Source organism: Vibrio sp. IB15 (assembly GCF_016406055.1).
Lineage (GTDB): Bacteria > Pseudomonadota > Gammaproteobacteria > Enterobacterales > Vibrionaceae > Vibrio > Vibrio chagasii.
Genome location: NZ_JAEFCE010000086.1, coordinates 1 through 15,053 on the forward strand (window position 1 = coordinate 1; position 15,053 = coordinate 15,053).

The following is a 15,053-nucleotide window of genomic DNA, read 5'->3' on the forward strand; positions in this document are numbered from 1 at the left end:
TGACACTCTCCAATTTCATGTTGGAAATGTGTCAACCATATTTAGGACGGTACAGCACAAATAAAAAGGCACCCACAATGGGTGCTTTTTTGATGGTTTTCAGCTTAGCGCTTAAAGCGTGCCAGACAACAAATTACTCTGCTTGGTGGATGCTCTCTTGAATCGTTAAGCGAACTTCTGGGTAAAGCATTGAGTACAGAAGCTTAGCGAAATGCTGAGTTTTCTCTAAGTCGCAATTACCGTCGTTATCCAGGTATTGCTGTTGCTTGAGCGTAGCGAACATCGAAGCAAATACACCTTTATCGAAGAACTCAGGTGCGTTGATACCTTGCAGGCGACCTAGGCGTTGTGCAATGTCTTGGCTCTTCTGTTCAAGATCAGATTTATCCAGTTCCGGATTCTCTGACAATAGGTTAAGAGCAATCGAGTAACGCTGAAGTGTCTCTGAAATCGTGCGACCTAGTAGCATTAGCGCTTGGCTATTCGATTGGTTGATGGTGACTTGATTATCAGACACAACTAGCATGCCTTGGCTAACCAATTCATCGATGATGTTCGACACCACACCTTCAAGAAGGTCTTCGTCGTAGCTTAGGAATAGCTCTTTTTTCAAGAACGGGTAGATTGCCGCGACATTCTTTTGAATCGCATCGATCGTTAGCCCGTGCTGACGAATAGTCATCTGAGCAATTAGCGATGGCAGCGCAAACAAGTGAATGATGTTGTTGCGGTAGTAAGTCATCAGAATCGATTGGTGACGGTCTAGTGAAATAATGTCACCCATTGAGTCTGACTCAATCAAGAACTTGTTCAGAGACTCTGCATGTTTCACCAATTCTTCCGCGCTGTCTTTTGGTACCGTAAATGTGTCTGAGTAAGGCACATTGTTAAGTAGAGACAGGTAGCAATTGATCTGAGAAACCAAAGAGTCACGAGACAATGCACGCTGACGTGATGCAAGCAGAGCGGTTGCACATAATGTCAGTGCGTTGGTCGCTGCCGCATCGTTGATGTGTGTCATCATCTTAGTTGCCAGGTCATTGACCACAGGCGTCATCCACTGTGGCTTGCTGGTACCCATTGGATCGATGTCTTTCGTCCACTCTGGAGAATGCTCATTCAGGTATTGGTTAAGCTGAATCGGCTCACCGAAGTTCACGTAGCCTTTACCAAAGTTACGTAGCTTACGGATAGTACGAATCACTAGGCTCGCGTTTTCTTTCTCTTTGCGCTTACCACGTAGTTCTTTTGCGTAAGTCGCGACTTCCATTACGTGCTCGTAGCCGATGTAAACAGGAACTAACGTTACTGGGCGGTTCATACCACGCAGCATTGCCTGAATTGTCATCGCTAGCATGCCGGTTTTCGCTTGTAGCAGACGACCCGTACGAGAACGGCCACCTTCACTAAAGTATTCTACCGAGTAGCCTTTAGCGAACAGCTCAGCTAGGTACTCACGGAAGATCGTTGAGTACAGCTTATTACCTTTAAAGCTACGACGAATGAAGAACGCACCACCGTGACGGAAAATCGGACCGGCAGGGAAGAAATTCAAGTTGATACCCGCAGCGATATGCGGAGGAACCATACCTTCATGGTAAAGCACATAAGACAACAGTAAGTAGTCCATATGGCTGCGGTGACAAGGGACATAAACAATCTCGTGACCATCTTGTGCCAGCTTACGAACGGTTGAAGCGTTGTTGATATGTAGGCCTTGGTACAGTTTGTTCCACAACCAACCTAGAATCTTCTCGCCACGTTTGATCAGTGAGTAAGAGAAGTTCGCTGCGATCTCATCCATGATGTCTTGAGCTTCTTTGCTCGCTTTTTCGATGGAGATGTTCTTTGACTTCGCTTCGTCTTCAATCGCCTTCTTGATCGCTTCTGATTTTAAGAGGCGATCGAATAATGCTTGGCGGCTTGGCAGGTTAGGGCCAGATGCTGCCAGTTTTTGACGAGAGAAGTGGATTCGAGCCACACGCGCTAGTTTATGTGCGATGGTGCTGTCGGTACCGTGTGAATTCGCCATGTAACGCAGAGATACTACAGGGCTGAAGCGCACTAGGCAGTCGCGGCCTGCGAGTAGTACAGCTTTCGATTTTTCTAAGCCGTTCATTGCTTGTAGGTAAGGCTTCTGGTTATTCTCTTTACCAGGCTTACGGCCCCACAATACGGTTGCAGGGATAACTTGCACATCCAGCTCTGAGTCGTCTGCATGCAATGCAAGTAGCTCAGAGAAGACTTCAATAGAAGAGGCTGGTACGTAATCATCGTCTTGCAACAGAGTTTTGCGTGAAGAGATAAAAACGTAGCGTGGCAGTGACTTACCACTTATTTCAAGCTTGCTTAGCGGATCCGGTAATCCCAGTTCTAGCGCATGCTTTTGTAGTGTAAGCAGGTCGACGCTTGAGCGAAACGGCAAGGCGTATACAATTGGTTTGCCTAAATCAATCTGCAAATCTTCAACTGGATTCGAAGGGATTGATGTGCCTTTTACCAATACGGATAAAGGTAATTTCATTAATGAACGTGAAAAAGATTGTCCAGAAGACATATAGGTTCACAGCCTCAATAGTTATTTCAATGTGCTTAAGCGTATCTCTATTTCTATGATGAGAGAGGGTAACCCCTTCAAGTAAAATAGGGATAAGCCTAGGCGTAAATTTAATCGATGCAAGAATACCAGAAACTGGTCTAACCTTTTAATGGAAATAGTCATATTGCCGTTAAGTTTGTGGAATATCATTCATCGACTGATTGAGTATAGGGTTAAAAATGACCAAAAAATCAAACACCGGATTTAAACGTATCGTGAAAGCAGCGGGCTTTTCATGGCAAGGCATCACAAGTTCGTTTAAAAACGAGGCGGCCTTTCGACAAGAAGTATTCATGGCTGCGGTGCTGATTCCGTTGGCGTTTTACCTCGATGTGAGCCATGTAGAACGAATCTTAATGGTGTCCTCTATCGTGCTGGTGATGGTTGTTGAGCTCATTAATACTGCAATTGAAGCGGTTGTAGATCGTATTGGTAGTGAACATCATGAGCTTTCAGGAATGGCGAAAGATGTCGGTTCGGCAGCCGTTTTCATCTGTTTAGCGCTTGCGGCTTATGTGTGGTTCGAGATCTTGGTTTTGTAATTAGCGAAAAATGAACTAAAAACAACCAATTGCTTTGCTTTTGTCCAGTTACTGGATATACTCACAGTCAACTGTATAAAAAGACAGGTGAATCATGAAGCCGTTAACGCCCCGCCAACAACAAGTCTTTGACCTTATCAAAGGTAAGATCGAAGATTCCGGTATGCCACCGACACGTGCAGAAATTGCCCGTGAATTAGGCTTCCGTTCTGCAAATGCTGCAGAAGAACATTTGAAAGCTCTTGCTCGTAAAGAAGCGATTGAGATTATCCCGGGTGCGTCTCGTGGTATTCGTATTTTGCTTGAAGATGCAGCGAACGAAGAGCAAGGTCTGCCTCTGATCGGTCAGGTTGCCGCTGGTGAGCCTATCTTGGCTCAAGAGCATGTAGAAATGCATTACCAAGTCGATCCAGGCATGTTTAAACCTCAAGCTGACTTCTTACTTCGCGTAAATGGCGAAAGTATGAAAGACATCGGTATTATGGATGGTGACCTGCTTGCTGTTCACAAAACACAAGATGTCCGTGATGGTCAGGTTGTGGTTGCTCGTGTTGATGATGATGTAACGGTAAAACGTCTAGAACGTAAAGGTTCTACAGTGCTGTTACACGCTGAAAACGAAGAGTTTTCTCCAATCCGTGTCGACCTAGAATCTCAACACTTGTCTATTGAAGGTCTTGCTGTTGGTATTATTCGTAATACGGACTGGATGTAATCAGTACAAATATCTTATTGATATTTATTCTCAATAACTTGTTATTGTAATTGATATTCATTATCATCTTCTTTGTCGAGATACAAGGAAGATGATGATGCCAATTCAAACCAAGCCTCAAATAAAGCCGCTTATAGCTAGACCGCGCTCCTCTGAACAAAAGGTTTCTGCTGATCAAGCGTCTGTACATCAAGAACTTCAAGTTCCGACAAACCTCGTCCAACACCTTTGGTTTCGCAGCCGAGAAAGCCTTGCCGATGATGGTCTCGTTTATGATCCTATAGCAGCTCAGGCCTGTAAGCGTTGTCAATTAGCGCCAGAATGCCTTACTGGCGAACTCGACCAACAACAACTTCTTTACGCGACACTGACTCAACTTTGCGATTCTCAAGTTCAGCAGTTCCTATCTCACAACCCAGATGCGTGGATTATTAACGTGGGAGCTGGTCTCGACACCCGTTTTTACCGATTAGACAATGGCCGCTGTCACTGGGTAGAGTTGGATGTGACCGAGAACCTACTTTGGCGACAACGTTTGTTCCACAAAAATGAACGCTACCGCTTGGAGTGTGGTTCAGTAGATGACCTGACTTGGTTAGATGAACTCAATATCCCAGAGCAAGCTTCGGTAATGGTGGTGTGTGAACATGCACTGCTGGATTGCAACGAGCAGCAAACCGCGCACTTTATTCAATCGCTGAGCCGTTACTTTACTCATGCACATGCGTGTGTGGTGCTAGCGGGCGACAAGAGCTCAAGTACTTTAGGGAAGAAGCTGGGTTCTGGTGACTATGCACATGGCTTATCTTCTCCAGTCGACAGCATTCTTAATTGGCTACCGTGGGCACAGTGGGTTAAAGCATTTTCGCCATTAGAGCAGCAATGTAATCGTTGGAAGTTATGGCAGCGACTATTGTGCAAAATTTCCCAGGTTAAAAAACGTTTAACGCCGCAGCTGGTACTAGTGAAGTGGTAGCGCTAGAGCGGTACTACTTACACATACTCGAAGCCACATCTGTCATAAGCCAAAATCTCACAACATAGTGAAAGCACACTCACTAGGTTAAACTATCGCCTCTAATTAAAGAGGTGATCGTGAAGCTATTTAATCCCCAAACTATTTTCCAAACGCTATCCAACCAAGCTATGCACAAACAAGTGCTGTTGCTCGCGATCCCGATGGTGCTTTCTAATATTACTGTTCCACTGCTGGGTTTAGTGGATGCTGCTGTTATCGGTCACTTAGAACATTCTTGGTACCTAGGAGGTGTGGCGTTAGGTGGCACCATGATCAGTGTGACTTTCTGGTTACTCGGTTTTTTACGCATGTCGACAACCGGCCTTGCCGCACAATCGTACGGTGCAAATGATGGCAAGCAGCTTGGTTTAGTCTTCGTGCAGGGCGTGACCATGGCTCTTGGGCTTGCTGGTATTTTCTTGCTCTTACATGGCTTAGTGGCTGATCTGGTTTTTTCATTAAGCAGTGCCAGTGATCAAGTAAAACATTACGGTCAACAGTATTTCTCGATTCGAGCATGGAGTGCACCGGCTGCACTGACGAATTTCGTTATTTTGGGTTGGCTACTTGGAACTCAGAATGCAAAAGCGCCGATGTGGATGGTGATTATCACTAACATCACCAATATCGTGTTGGACGTAGTTTTTGTGATTGGTTTCGGTTGGCAGGTGGAAGGTGCTGCACTGGCATCGGTATTGGCTGATTATGCAGGCTTAACGTTTGGACTGATCTGCGTTTATCGGATCTGGCTAAAGAGACAGTTGCCATCACCGTGGGCTTTGATTAAGAAAACTAGCCAAGGTTTAAGTCGCTTCGTAAAACTGAATCGCGATATTTTCCTGCGTTCTTTATGTCTGCAAGCCACGTTTACTTTCATGACTTTCCAAGGAGCAAGCTTTGGTGATGATGTCGTGGCAGCCAATGCGGTATTGATGAGTTTCCTGATGATCATCTCTTACGGGATGGATGGTTTTGCCTACGCGATGGAAGCCATGGTGGGTAAGGCGATAGGAGCGAAAGACAAAGATGAATTAAATCAGTCGTTGATTGGCACTTTCTTTTGGAGCTTCAATATTTGTGTGGTTCTTACCTTAGTGTTCGCGATTGCTGGGTCAAACCTAATTAACATGATTACCACCATCCCAGATGTAAAAAGCCAAGCTGAGGTGTATCTGCCTTGGTTAATCGCAATGCCGCTGGTTTCAATGTGGTGCTTCTTACTCGATGGTATTTTTGTTGGAGCAACCAAAGGCAAGGACATGCGTAATAGTATGTTTGTCGCGACCTGCAGCTTCTTTGCGATTTTCTTCCTAGCGTCCAGTTTAGAAAATCATGCTCTGTGGCTTGCGATGCTGAGCTTTATGGCAATGCGCGGTATTGGTCTTGGTGTGTTATTTGTTTCTCAGTGGAAGAAAGGCGAATTTCTTGCTTAGTTCTAATGGGTAAAAATAAAAGGTGTACAGGTCAAAGGGCATTTAGAACATCATGATCTAATTACTCTTGGTGCTATATTTTTCAATACCTTAAATAAAAACAGCAAGCTCATGGCTTGCTGTTTATGTATTTGGCCTATGGGTGGTCAAATGCTCTTATTAGTTCTTTATTTAGAATAAACGGTTAAGACCGTTAAGAGCGGCAACACGATAAGCCTCAGCCATTGTAGGGTAGTTAAAGGTGGTATTAACGAAGTACTCGATAGTATTCGCTTCCCCTTTTTGCTCCATGATTGCTTGGCCGATGTGGATGATTTCTGCGGCACGCTCACCAAATACGTGGATACCCAGAATTTCTTTGGTTTCACGGTGGAATAGAATCTTCAAGCTACCGATGTCTTTACCCGCGATTTGAGCGCGAGCTAAGTGTTTAAATGAAGAACGTCCAACTTCATAAGGTACTTTCGCTGCTGTCAGCTCTTGCTCGGTTTTACCGACAGAGCTGATTTCAGGAATGGTGTAGATTCCCGTTGGGATATCTTCAATCAAGTGACCTTCTGCTTCACCTTTGACAATCGCTTGTGCAACAAAACGACCTTGGTCATAAGCAGCACTTGCTAGGCTAGGGTAGCCAATCACATCACCGACCGCGTATACATGGTCAACGTTGGTTTGGTAATTGGTATTCACTGATACCTGACCACGAGAGTCCGCTTCTAGACCAACCGCACCTAAGTTCAGCTTGTCAGTGTTACCGGTTCGGCCATTGGCATACAGCAAGCAGTCCGCACGCATCTTTTTGCCTGACTCCAGGTGAATGATAACGCCATCGTCAGTGCCCTCGATTTTCTCAAAGGTCTCATCGTTACGAATCACCACACCGCTGTTCCAGAAGTGGTAAGAAAGTGCGTCAGAGGTTTCATTATCTAGGAATGACAGTAGACGGTCTCGTGTATTAATGAGATCGGTCTTTACGCCCAAACCACGGAAGATAGACGCATATTCACAGCCGATAACACCTGCACCGTAGATGATGATGTGTTGCGGGTCGTGTTTAAGAGAAAGAATCGAGTCGCTGTCGTAGATGCGTTCATGTAGAAAGTCGACGTTGTCTGGTTGATATGGGCGAGAACCTGTCGCAATCACAAACTTGTCGGCACTGTAATGCTCTTCCGTACCATCACTTTGCATTACAGAAATAGTGTTGGTATCAATGAAACGAGCTGTACCAAACACCAGAGTGCATTGGTTACGATCGTAGAAGCCTTGACGCAGTCGAGTCTGTTTATCGATAACGGATTTCGCATGCCCCAGAATGTTGGAAAACGTCGAGTGAATGCTTTTGTTGTTCTGACAGAATAGAGGGTTATTATTAAATTCGATAATACGGCTTACAGCATGACGCAGAGCTTTCGAAGGAATGGTTCCCCAGTGGGTGCAACCACCACCAACGCTGCTCTCTTTTTCAATGATTGCAACGTTCAACCCGGCTTTGGTTAATCCCATCGCTGCCCCTTCGCCTCCGGGGCCACTACCAATTACGATTACATCAAAGTGGTTGGAGTGTGGCATAGATATCTTCCTTGTTATATTTGATTAACATTGCTGTAGCGGGATTTTAACTGATTCTGTTCTTGCGTACATGAAAAGGGCATCAGAGAGTCGGCGGGATCACGCAGTGCTAGCGAAAAAATAATTTTTGGTATGTCGTATGTCTCCAAATGGCAGTGTGGATATTGAAATTTTTTCTGCGAACGTATTTACTGCGGTACGTGAACAAAGAGGCGTGTTTGGTGTCTTATAGAACCGGAGTATCTTATAAAAATAAGTGATTCGCGTTATATTGAACAGAGTATTAGACATGCCTGTTTAGGCTGTAAAAGAAGAAATTGATAAAGTATGAAACCAATGGGCATTCGCGCACAGCAAAAAGAAAAAACTCGTCGCAGCTTAATCGATGCAGCATTTAGCCAACTCAGTGCCGATCGTAGTTTTTCCAACCTAAGCTTGAGAGAAGTCGCTCGTGAGGCTGGAATAGCACCGACTTCCTTTTATCGTCACTTCAAAGATATGGATGAGCTTGGCTTAACCATGGTAGATGAGGGGGGCTTACTACTGCGCCAGCTAATGCGTCAAGCTAGGCAGCGTATAGTAAAAGAAGGCAGTGTTATTCGCACATCGGTTGAAACCTTTATGGAGTTCATTGAAAGCAGCCCTAACGTATTCAGACTGTTATTGCGAGAGCGCTCAGGAACTTCATTTGAGTTTCGTACAGCGGTGGCTCGTGAGATACAGCACTTTTCTGCTGAGTTAACCGAATACCTAATCACGACTGGCATGACACGAGATGAAGCTTTTACGCAAGCAGAAGCTTCGGTCATATTGGTCTTTAACTCAGGGGCAGAAGCATTAGATTTAGATCGACGTCAGCGAGACGAACTGGCTGAGCGCTTGATCATGCAATTGAGAATGATGGCCAAAGGGGCTTTTTGGTATCGTAAAGAACGTGAACGTAACCGATTAAAAGGCGGGATAGAATAATGTCGAATGAAAATAATACTGTAAACCGTGGCTCAGAAAGAAAAACACTGGTACTGGCTCTGATTGCTGGTGTGTGTGGCGATGCACTTTTATCTTGGGTAACAATGAGCGAAGTGGGCTTCTCAATCTTCCCACTGATTGCTTTAGTTTTAGCTGTACAAGCACTTTACCAAGAGTACCTAACTAACCCAGTATCGGAAGATATCCCGTTAGTTGGTTTAGCGTGTTTCTTCGTGGGCGCATTTGGTCACTCTGCGTTTGTGAAAGCACAACACCCAGATGCGGGTTCAAACTTCTTCGCGATTATCGTCGCAATGCTACTGCTTGCTTGGGTAGGTAAGAAGTTAGGCTTTATCGGTAAGACAGCTTAATCCAACCTATAAACAAAAAAACGAGCCGATTGGCTCGTTTTTTTTGTGTCTACAGTTTGGCTTTTACCTAGATTAGGAAAGCGAGTATTACGCTTTACGCTCTAGGAATACGCCTGCTTCCATGTGGTGTGTGTAAGGGAACTGGTCGAACAGAGCAAAACGAGTAATATCGTGTGTTTCGCTTAAGATCTCTAGGTTCTCTTTCAATGTTTCAGGGTTACAAGAGATGTACATGATGCGCTCGTAGCCTTGAACCATCTTACAAGTATCTACATCCATACCTGAACGTGGTGGATCAACAAAAATAGTGTTGCAGTTGTAGCTCTTCAAATCGATGTTTGCTTGTTGCAGACGGCGGAACTCACGTTTGCCTTCCATCGCAACCGTAAAGTCTTCCGCAGACATACGGATGATCTGAACATTATCAATCTTGTTGGCTGCAATGTTGTATTGCGCTGATTCAACTGATGGTTTCGCTAGCTCAGTCGCTAATACACGCTCGAAGTTTTGTGCCAGTGCTAATGAGAAGTTACCGTTACCACAGTAAAGCTCTAGCAGATCGCCTTTGCTGTCTTGAGTGCAGTCAACGGCCCACTCCAACATTTTCTCAGCCACTTTACCGTTTGGTTGAGTGAAGCTGTTTTCTACTTGTTGGTAGATGTAGCTATCGCCATTTACGTCTAGTTTCTCAATAACGTAATCACGGTCTAAAACGATCTTCATCTTACGAGCACGACCAATCAGGTTTAGGTTGAAACCTTCATCGTTCAATTGCTGTTTTAGCGCTTTGGCATCTTGAATCCATTGCTCACCTAGTTGACGGTGGTAAAGCAGAGACACCAAAATCTCACCGCTAAGTGTAGATAGGAAGTCTACTTGGAATAGCTTATGGCGTAGAGAGTGGTTGTCTTTCATTGCATCGACTAACAAAGGCATCAAGTCATTGATAAGACGGCTAGCAGCAGGGAACTGGTCTACGCGGTATTTTTCTTTAGTTTCTTGATTGAACATGACGTAATACATATCGTCACCTTCATGCCACACGCGGAACTCAGCACGCATGCGGTAGTGTTGTTCTGGAGATTCATACACTTCCAGCTCAGGCACATTATATTCTGAGAACATTTCAGTAAGACGCTCTGTCTTTTCTGCCAGTTGTTCTTGGTAGCGTTGCGGGTTTACATCTAAATTCGCCATGGTTATGCCTTTTGCTGTCGTGCTTTTAAATCAAGAGCGCAGATTTTATTCAATCACAGGCGCTTGTCCAGTGTTGAGCGCCATTCAATGTAAATCGACCATGAAAACTATAGCTTATAACTATCTTAGACTAGACAAATGATTCATAGGTCAATACTATCTCCGGCAAGCTGGTGTCATTTAGATGTATAGATGGCTGAAGAGGGAATCTGGTGTGAATCCAGAACTGACGCGCAGCGGTAAAAGAGAACGAGTATTCATCAGACACTGCAAATAGCTTTTTGTGGGAAGTCGAATATCAGGTAACCATAAGGTTGTGCTCTTGAGTCCGAATACCTGCCAGCGGCTAAACCATGACATGTGGTTTGGTAGGAATTTACGCGATTTAGGATCACAACATGAACAAATCCCTTTTAGCGGTTGCTGTAGCATCGCTGCTTTCACCTATCTCCAATTTACACGCCCAACAAGCATCTGCCGATGAAACCATGGTGGTTACGGCGAACCGTTTTGAGCAACAAGTCAGCGATACAATTGCTCCAGTTGAAGTTATAACAAAACAAGAAATAGATGCTATACAAGCCACTTCTCTATCTGAAGTTTTACGCCGATTACCAGGGGTTCAAGTAACGAATCAAGGCGGTCTTGCGCAGGGGCAAGAGTTATATATACGTGGTCGCTCTACTAAAAACACTCTCATCCTAGTGAATGGCATTCGAATTGGTAGTGCTACGTTAGGTTACGCTAATCTAGCCTCGATTCCGTTGAATGGTGTGGAGAGAGTTGAAGTTTTAAGAGGTGCTCGTGCTGCAGTGTACGGTTCTGATGCTGTTAGCGGGGTGGTCAATATTATAACTACGCGAAGTGCTGATAATACAGCCACTGTTAAAGCAGGGGTCGGTAGTTTTGGACTATATGATATAAATGCATCAGGGTCAGTTGCTAACGATAGTGGCTGGATTAATGTGGTAGCCACACATCAGCAAAGCGAAGGCTATAATGTCCAACCCACGAGTACCAATCCTATTGATGCGGATAAAGATGGCCACAGCACCCAGTACCTCACTATCGATGGTGGCTTTTACGTCTCACCAAACTTTACCTTGAAAGCGAATGGTTACTATCAGAAGCACGACGTAGAGTTTGATAACCCGTGGGGAGGTGTTGATGAAACTGACAGTGAGCTATATGCGTTAGGTCTAGTGGGAGATTACAAGCGTGACTCCTTAAATAGCGTGGTAACCCTTGGAAGCAATCAAGATGAAGCTGAATCTTCAGGGCAAGGGACAGTGCCGAGTTCTATAACAACTAACCGTAACTCTGTGTCTTGGAATAACCAGTACAAGTTAAATGATAGTGCAGCGGTTATTGGTGGTGTTGATTGGTACCGAGATAAGGTGAAAAACGATTCTACATCGATGACTAAAGATAGTCGTGATAACACCGCGCTCTATGCTGGTGGTGATGTATCTATAGGCAAATTGTCTGCGGAAGCAAATCTGCGTTGGGATGATAACAGTTCATTTGGAAACTTTACGACGTATCAATTAGGTGCAGGGTACAGTATTACTGAGGCTATTCGTCTAGTGGGCATGTATGGTACTGCATTTAAGGCTCCAACATTTAATGAGCTGTATTGGCCTTTAGAATGTAGCTCATGGGGATGCTACTCAGGTAACCCAAATCTACAACCGGAAGAATCAAAAACAGCAGAAGTAGCACTAGAAGGTAGCTTTGACATTCTTGAGTTACGAGTGGCTGCACACAAGAGTGATGTAGAGAAGATGATTACAAGTAATGGTCTTACTCAAGTGAATATAGGCGAAGCGGAAATTAAAGGGTACGAAGTTGTCGGCTCTTTTTATACTGGACCATTATATCACTCAGCATCGTACGACTATCTTGATACCGAAGACAAATCTACAGGTAACGAACTTGCTCGTAGAGCGAAACATAGTGGTAAATGGAACACTACTTATGAGTTGAGCAACTGGAGATTCGACTTGAGTTATCTATATCAAGGTAAGCGTTATGATGATCTAGGTAATACAACAGAGCTTGATGCGTACTCGTTATTTGATTTTGCAACGTCTTACCACTTTGATAATGACGTAACCGTTGCGGGTAAAGTTGCTAACTTATTTGACGAAGAGTATGAAACTGCTAAAGGCTATAAAACCCCAGAGCGTAATTATTACGTCAGCGTTGCTTACCAATTCTAACTAACACCTAAACCGCCTTCGGGCGGTTTTTTCTTATTGGGTATATCAATGAAAAAGAAAGTCGTCATAAGCTGGTCATCAGGTAAGGACTCTACACTCACCCTCGAGCGTTTACTTGAAAGCAGCGAATATGACGTTGTTGCACTCTATACGACTTATGTTGGAGATGAAGTTCCTTTCCAAGTAACTCCTATAGACGTAGTAGCAATGCAAGCAAAGTTGATCGGCTTGCCACTTATCACCATCGATCTTCCGGAAGTGTTCCCAAGCAACGAGGTTTACCAAAGTACTATTGTCTCGGCGCTTAAAGATTCAGGCTTATCGATTGATGCCGTTGCATTCGGTGATATGTTTTGTAACGGCATTGCAGACTATAGAAGAAGCTATATTGAACCCGCAGGTTGGGCGTGTGTGTTTCCTCTTATGGGAGAGAGCAGTCAGGCGCTAGCACAAGAGATAATAGATAGAGGTATCGAAACTTTTCTCGTCACTGTCGACAGTAATGTATTAGATATTAGCTACTGCGGGCTGAAATATACCGATGAGTTAATAGCAAGCTTACCGAACCATGTGGATCCGTGTGGTGAAGATGGCGAGTTCCATACCTTAGTGACTTCAGCGACATGCTTTAAAGGAAAGCTTGAGATAGAGCTCGAAGTGATAGAGCAAGGTGAACGCTTTGTACATCAACGTTATCGAGCTTGTATTCTATAGCGTGAGGATTGGCGAAAACTAAGTGAAGGGGTATTATTGCTGCGAAACTACATATAGGTAATCGTTGTGTCGGATAGTCTGCAAAAAAACATATTGGTCTTTGATTCTGGAGTAGGAGGGTTATCTGTCTATAAAGAGATAAGTCAGTTATTGCCCAATCATAACTATATCTATGTATTCGACAACGAAGCTTACCCGTATGGCGAGCTCGATCAGCAGGTTCTGATTAGTAGAGTGCAGAATATTGTAGCTAGCTTCGTGGCGAGTCATGCCATAGATATCGTTGTTATTGCATGTAACACCGCTAGTACTATTGTTCTCCCTACACTCCGTGCTAATAATGTCATTCCAATCGTTGGGGTAGTCCCTGCGATCAAGCCTGCTTCCTTATTAGCGAATAAAGCTGTGGGCCTTATTGCTACTCCGGCAACCATCACTCGTGAATACACACATGAACTGATCAAGAACTTCTCGACTAATAAGAGGGTTGAACTTTTGGGCTCGACTCGGCTGGTGGATATGGCCGAAGATAAGCTCAGAGGAGAGGCAATCAATATAGAAGAGCTCAAGCAAATCCTTCAGCCGATGATTAATGCCATTGATGTTGCTGTTTTAGGCTGTACCCATTTCCCACTAATAAAGTCTGAGATTCAGCAAGTATTAGGCGAAGGAGTGGTATTGGTCGATTCAGGCAAAGCGATAGCTAAACGAGTCCAAGATTTATTGGGTCTAGAAAGTGGTAATGAAATAGGGGGAGTGCGAGAGGTTTTTTGTAGTGCACTTCCCAATAAAGAAAGTGCACTAAATAGTATGTTGAAGCAGTTAGGGTTTAGTTCTGTTCAGATTCGTCCGCTTCAGGGTGCTTAGGATCATTTGCAACACGTACTTTTAAAGTGCGTTGCATGTAATCTTTGTCGTTAAGAGCAGAGATTGCATGATTCACATCATTACTTGCCATAACAACAAATCCAAAGCCTCTTCTTTTACCAGTACGCTTGTCTTTCATTAAGCGTACTGCAAACACTTCACCATGTTCTGAAAATAATTCACGAACATGCGATTCATTCGCCTTGTATGGAAGGTTACCCACATAAAGCGTTTTCGTTGAAGCTTTAGTTTCTGAATCTGATTTTGAGTCGGTGCTTGAAAAGTTAACAACAAAAGCGGAAGCCAAGACACCAAGGATAAAGGTAATTGCAGGCGATATATCTACCTGAGAGAAAACAATGCCGCCTAATACAGCCAGTGCGACAATTAACAACATCGATTTTTTTGAGTTCATATCGGAATACTACATATTAATAAACGAAATAGACGCATCTACCATTAACAAAATAGACACATGAATCTTACGTTCATGCCTTTCATTTTTCCAATGTATTGCTGTGATACGTCTCAAATGTTTAGTTTTTATTCGAAAAATGCGGATCTGGTGGCTTTTTAGGCGAACAAAACTTTTATTTGAAAAAGCCCTTGTGCTCCTTCTCAATCTCTCTATAATGCCGCCTCACCGACACGGAGTGAGACGAAAGTCACACAGCGAAATCGGTAGAGAAAAAGAGTTTGAAAATAACCCTTGACTCTAAAAACGGTGCGAGTATAGTACGCATCCCTAGCGATTGAGATGTTAATCACAAAATGCTAGCGCTCTTTAACAATTTAAACCTATCAATCTGTGTGGGCACTCGTTGATGAATATCA

At 44.0% G+C, this 15,053-nt stretch carries 13 protein-coding genes and 1 riboswitch; of the genes, 9 read left to right on the forward strand and 4 right to left on the reverse strand.

The window, feature by feature from the left end:
• Positions 1 to 133 precede the first annotated feature (133 nt).
• Entirely contained in the window at positions 134 to 2,557 is a 2,424-nt protein-coding gene (gene plsB / locus JC606_RS21420) for a glycerol-3-phosphate 1-O-acyltransferase PlsB (RefSeq protein ID WP_198779390.1), read from the reverse strand.
• A 221-nt stretch (positions 2,558 to 2,778) separates the two neighbouring features.
• On the opposite strand from plsB, the gene JC606_RS21425 reads away from it, so the two are divergent.
• From JC606_RS21425 to dinF, 4 genes are all read left to right on the forward strand, one after another.
• Positions 2,779 to 3,141 (forward strand): diacylglycerol kinase, encoded by a 363-nt coding sequence (locus JC606_RS21425; RefSeq protein WP_102424013.1) that lies wholly within the window; start codon positions 2,779 to 2,781, stop codon positions 3,139 to 3,141.
• A gap of 94 nt (positions 3,142 to 3,235) precedes the next feature.
• Positions 3,236 to 3,856 (forward strand): transcriptional repressor LexA, encoded by a 621-nt coding sequence (lexA, locus tag JC606_RS21430; protein ID WP_004740541.1) that lies wholly within the window; start codon positions 3,236 to 3,238, stop codon positions 3,854 to 3,856.
• A gap of 97 nt (positions 3,857 to 3,953) precedes the next feature.
• A complete protein-coding gene (locus JC606_RS21435; RefSeq protein ID WP_137408671.1) occupies positions 3,954 to 4,832 on the forward strand; it encodes a class I SAM-dependent methyltransferase in 879 nt (292 codons plus the stop codon).
• Between the two features lie 119 nt (positions 4,833 to 4,951).
• On the forward strand, positions 4,952 to 6,307 hold the full coding sequence (dinF, locus tag JC606_RS21440) for an MATE family efflux transporter DinF (protein WP_198779391.1): 1,356 nt from the start codon (positions 4,952 to 4,954) through the stop codon (positions 6,305 to 6,307).
• A gap of 171 nt (positions 6,308 to 6,478) precedes the next feature.
• On the opposite strand, the gene sthA is transcribed toward dinF, so the two are convergent.
• Positions 6,479 to 7,879 carry a Si-specific NAD(P)(+) transhydrogenase gene (gene sthA / locus JC606_RS21445; protein ID WP_105057898.1) on the reverse strand — a complete coding sequence of 467 codons (1,401 nt, stop codon included), beginning with the start codon at positions 7,877 to 7,879 and terminating at the stop codon, positions 6,479 to 6,481.
• Between the two features lie 327 nt (positions 7,880 to 8,206).
• On the opposite strand from sthA, the gene fabR reads away from it, so the two are divergent.
• The gene (gene fabR / locus JC606_RS21455) at positions 8,207 to 8,848 is read left to right on the forward strand and encodes an HTH-type transcriptional repressor FabR (protein ID WP_004740554.1); all 642 of its coding nucleotides are present in this window, start codon (positions 8,207 to 8,209) and stop codon (positions 8,846 to 8,848) included.
• Complete coding sequence (locus JC606_RS21460; RefSeq protein ID WP_004740556.1) at positions 8,848 to 9,219, forward strand: YijD family membrane protein; 372 nt, start codon at positions 8,848 to 8,850, stop codon at positions 9,217 to 9,219. The genes fabR and JC606_RS21460 overlap by 1 nt, the downstream gene beginning before the upstream one ends.
• Positions 9,220 to 9,306: 87 nt before the next feature.
• Here the strand turns inward: JC606_RS21460 and trmA are convergent, their stop codons facing one another.
• A complete protein-coding gene (gene trmA, locus JC606_RS21465; RefSeq protein WP_055318286.1) occupies positions 9,307 to 10,416 on the reverse strand; it encodes a tRNA (uridine(54)-C5)-methyltransferase TrmA in 1,110 nt (369 codons plus the stop codon).
• Between the two features lie 154 nt (positions 10,417 to 10,570).
• A riboswitch (cobalamin riboswitch) is annotated at positions 10,571 to 10,774 on the forward strand.
• Positions 10,775 to 10,814: 40 nt separating this feature from the next.
• On the opposite strand from trmA, the gene JC606_RS21470 reads away from it, so the two are divergent.
• Genes JC606_RS21470 through murI form a run of 3 tightly spaced genes read left to right on the forward strand, consistent with a single transcriptional unit; the run spans position 10,815 to position 14,219 of the window.
• Positions 10,815 to 12,638 (forward strand): TonB-dependent receptor domain-containing protein, encoded by a 1,824-nt coding sequence (locus tag JC606_RS21470; RefSeq protein ID WP_198779392.1) that lies wholly within the window; start codon positions 10,815 to 10,817, stop codon positions 12,636 to 12,638.
• Between the two features lie 48 nt (positions 12,639 to 12,686).
• Entirely contained in the window at positions 12,687 to 13,352 is a 666-nt protein-coding gene (locus tag JC606_RS21475) for an adenine nucleotide alpha hydrolase (protein WP_198779393.1), read from the forward strand.
• Positions 13,353 to 13,412: 60 nt separating this feature from the next.
• On the forward strand, positions 13,413 to 14,219 hold the full coding sequence (gene murI / locus JC606_RS21480) for a glutamate racemase (protein WP_198779394.1): 807 nt from the start codon (positions 13,413 to 13,415) through the stop codon (positions 14,217 to 14,219).
• Here the strand turns inward: murI and JC606_RS21485 are convergent.
• Positions 14,182 to 14,634 carry an RNA recognition motif domain-containing protein gene (locus tag JC606_RS21485; protein ID WP_004740566.1) on the reverse strand — a complete coding sequence of 151 codons (453 nt, stop codon included), beginning with the start codon at positions 14,632 to 14,634 and terminating at the stop codon, positions 14,182 to 14,184. The genes murI and JC606_RS21485 overlap by 38 nt on opposite strands.
• Positions 14,635 to 15,053 lie beyond the last annotated feature (419 nt).

Excerpts from the sequence above, each read along its gene's own strand:
- plsB (WP_198779390.1), bottom strand. The coding sequence starts at position 2,557 with ATGTCTTCTGGACAATCTTTTTCACGTTCATTAATGAAATTACCTTTA.
- JC606_RS21425 (WP_102424013.1), top strand. The coding sequence starts at position 2,779 with ATGACCAAAAAATCAAACACCGGATTTAAACGTATCGTGAAAGCAGCG.
- lexA (WP_004740541.1), top strand. The coding sequence starts at position 3,236 with ATGAAGCCGTTAACGCCCCGCCAACAACAAGTCTTTGACCTTATCAAA.
- JC606_RS21435 (WP_137408671.1), top strand. The coding sequence starts at position 3,954 with ATGCCAATTCAAACCAAGCCTCAAATAAAGCCGCTTATAGCTAGACCG.
- sthA (WP_105057898.1), bottom strand. The coding sequence starts at position 7,879 with ATGCCACACTCCAACCACTTTGATGTAATCGTAATTGGTAGTGGCCCC.
- fabR (WP_004740554.1), top strand. The coding sequence starts at position 8,207 with ATGAAACCAATGGGCATTCGCGCACAGCAAAAAGAAAAAACTCGTCGC.
- JC606_RS21460 (WP_004740556.1), top strand. The coding sequence starts at position 8,848 with ATGTCGAATGAAAATAATACTGTAAACCGTGGCTCAGAAAGAAAAACA.
- trmA (WP_055318286.1), bottom strand. The coding sequence starts at position 10,416 with ATGGCGAATTTAGATGTAAACCCGCAACGCTACCAAGAACAACTGGCA.
- JC606_RS21470 (WP_198779392.1), top strand. The coding sequence starts at position 10,815 with ATGAACAAATCCCTTTTAGCGGTTGCTGTAGCATCGCTGCTTTCACCT.
- JC606_RS21475 (WP_198779393.1), top strand. The coding sequence starts at position 12,687 with ATGAAAAAGAAAGTCGTCATAAGCTGGTCATCAGGTAAGGACTCTACA.
- JC606_RS21485 (WP_004740566.1), bottom strand. The coding sequence starts at position 14,634 with ATGAACTCAAAAAAATCGATGTTGTTAATTGTCGCACTGGCTGTATTA.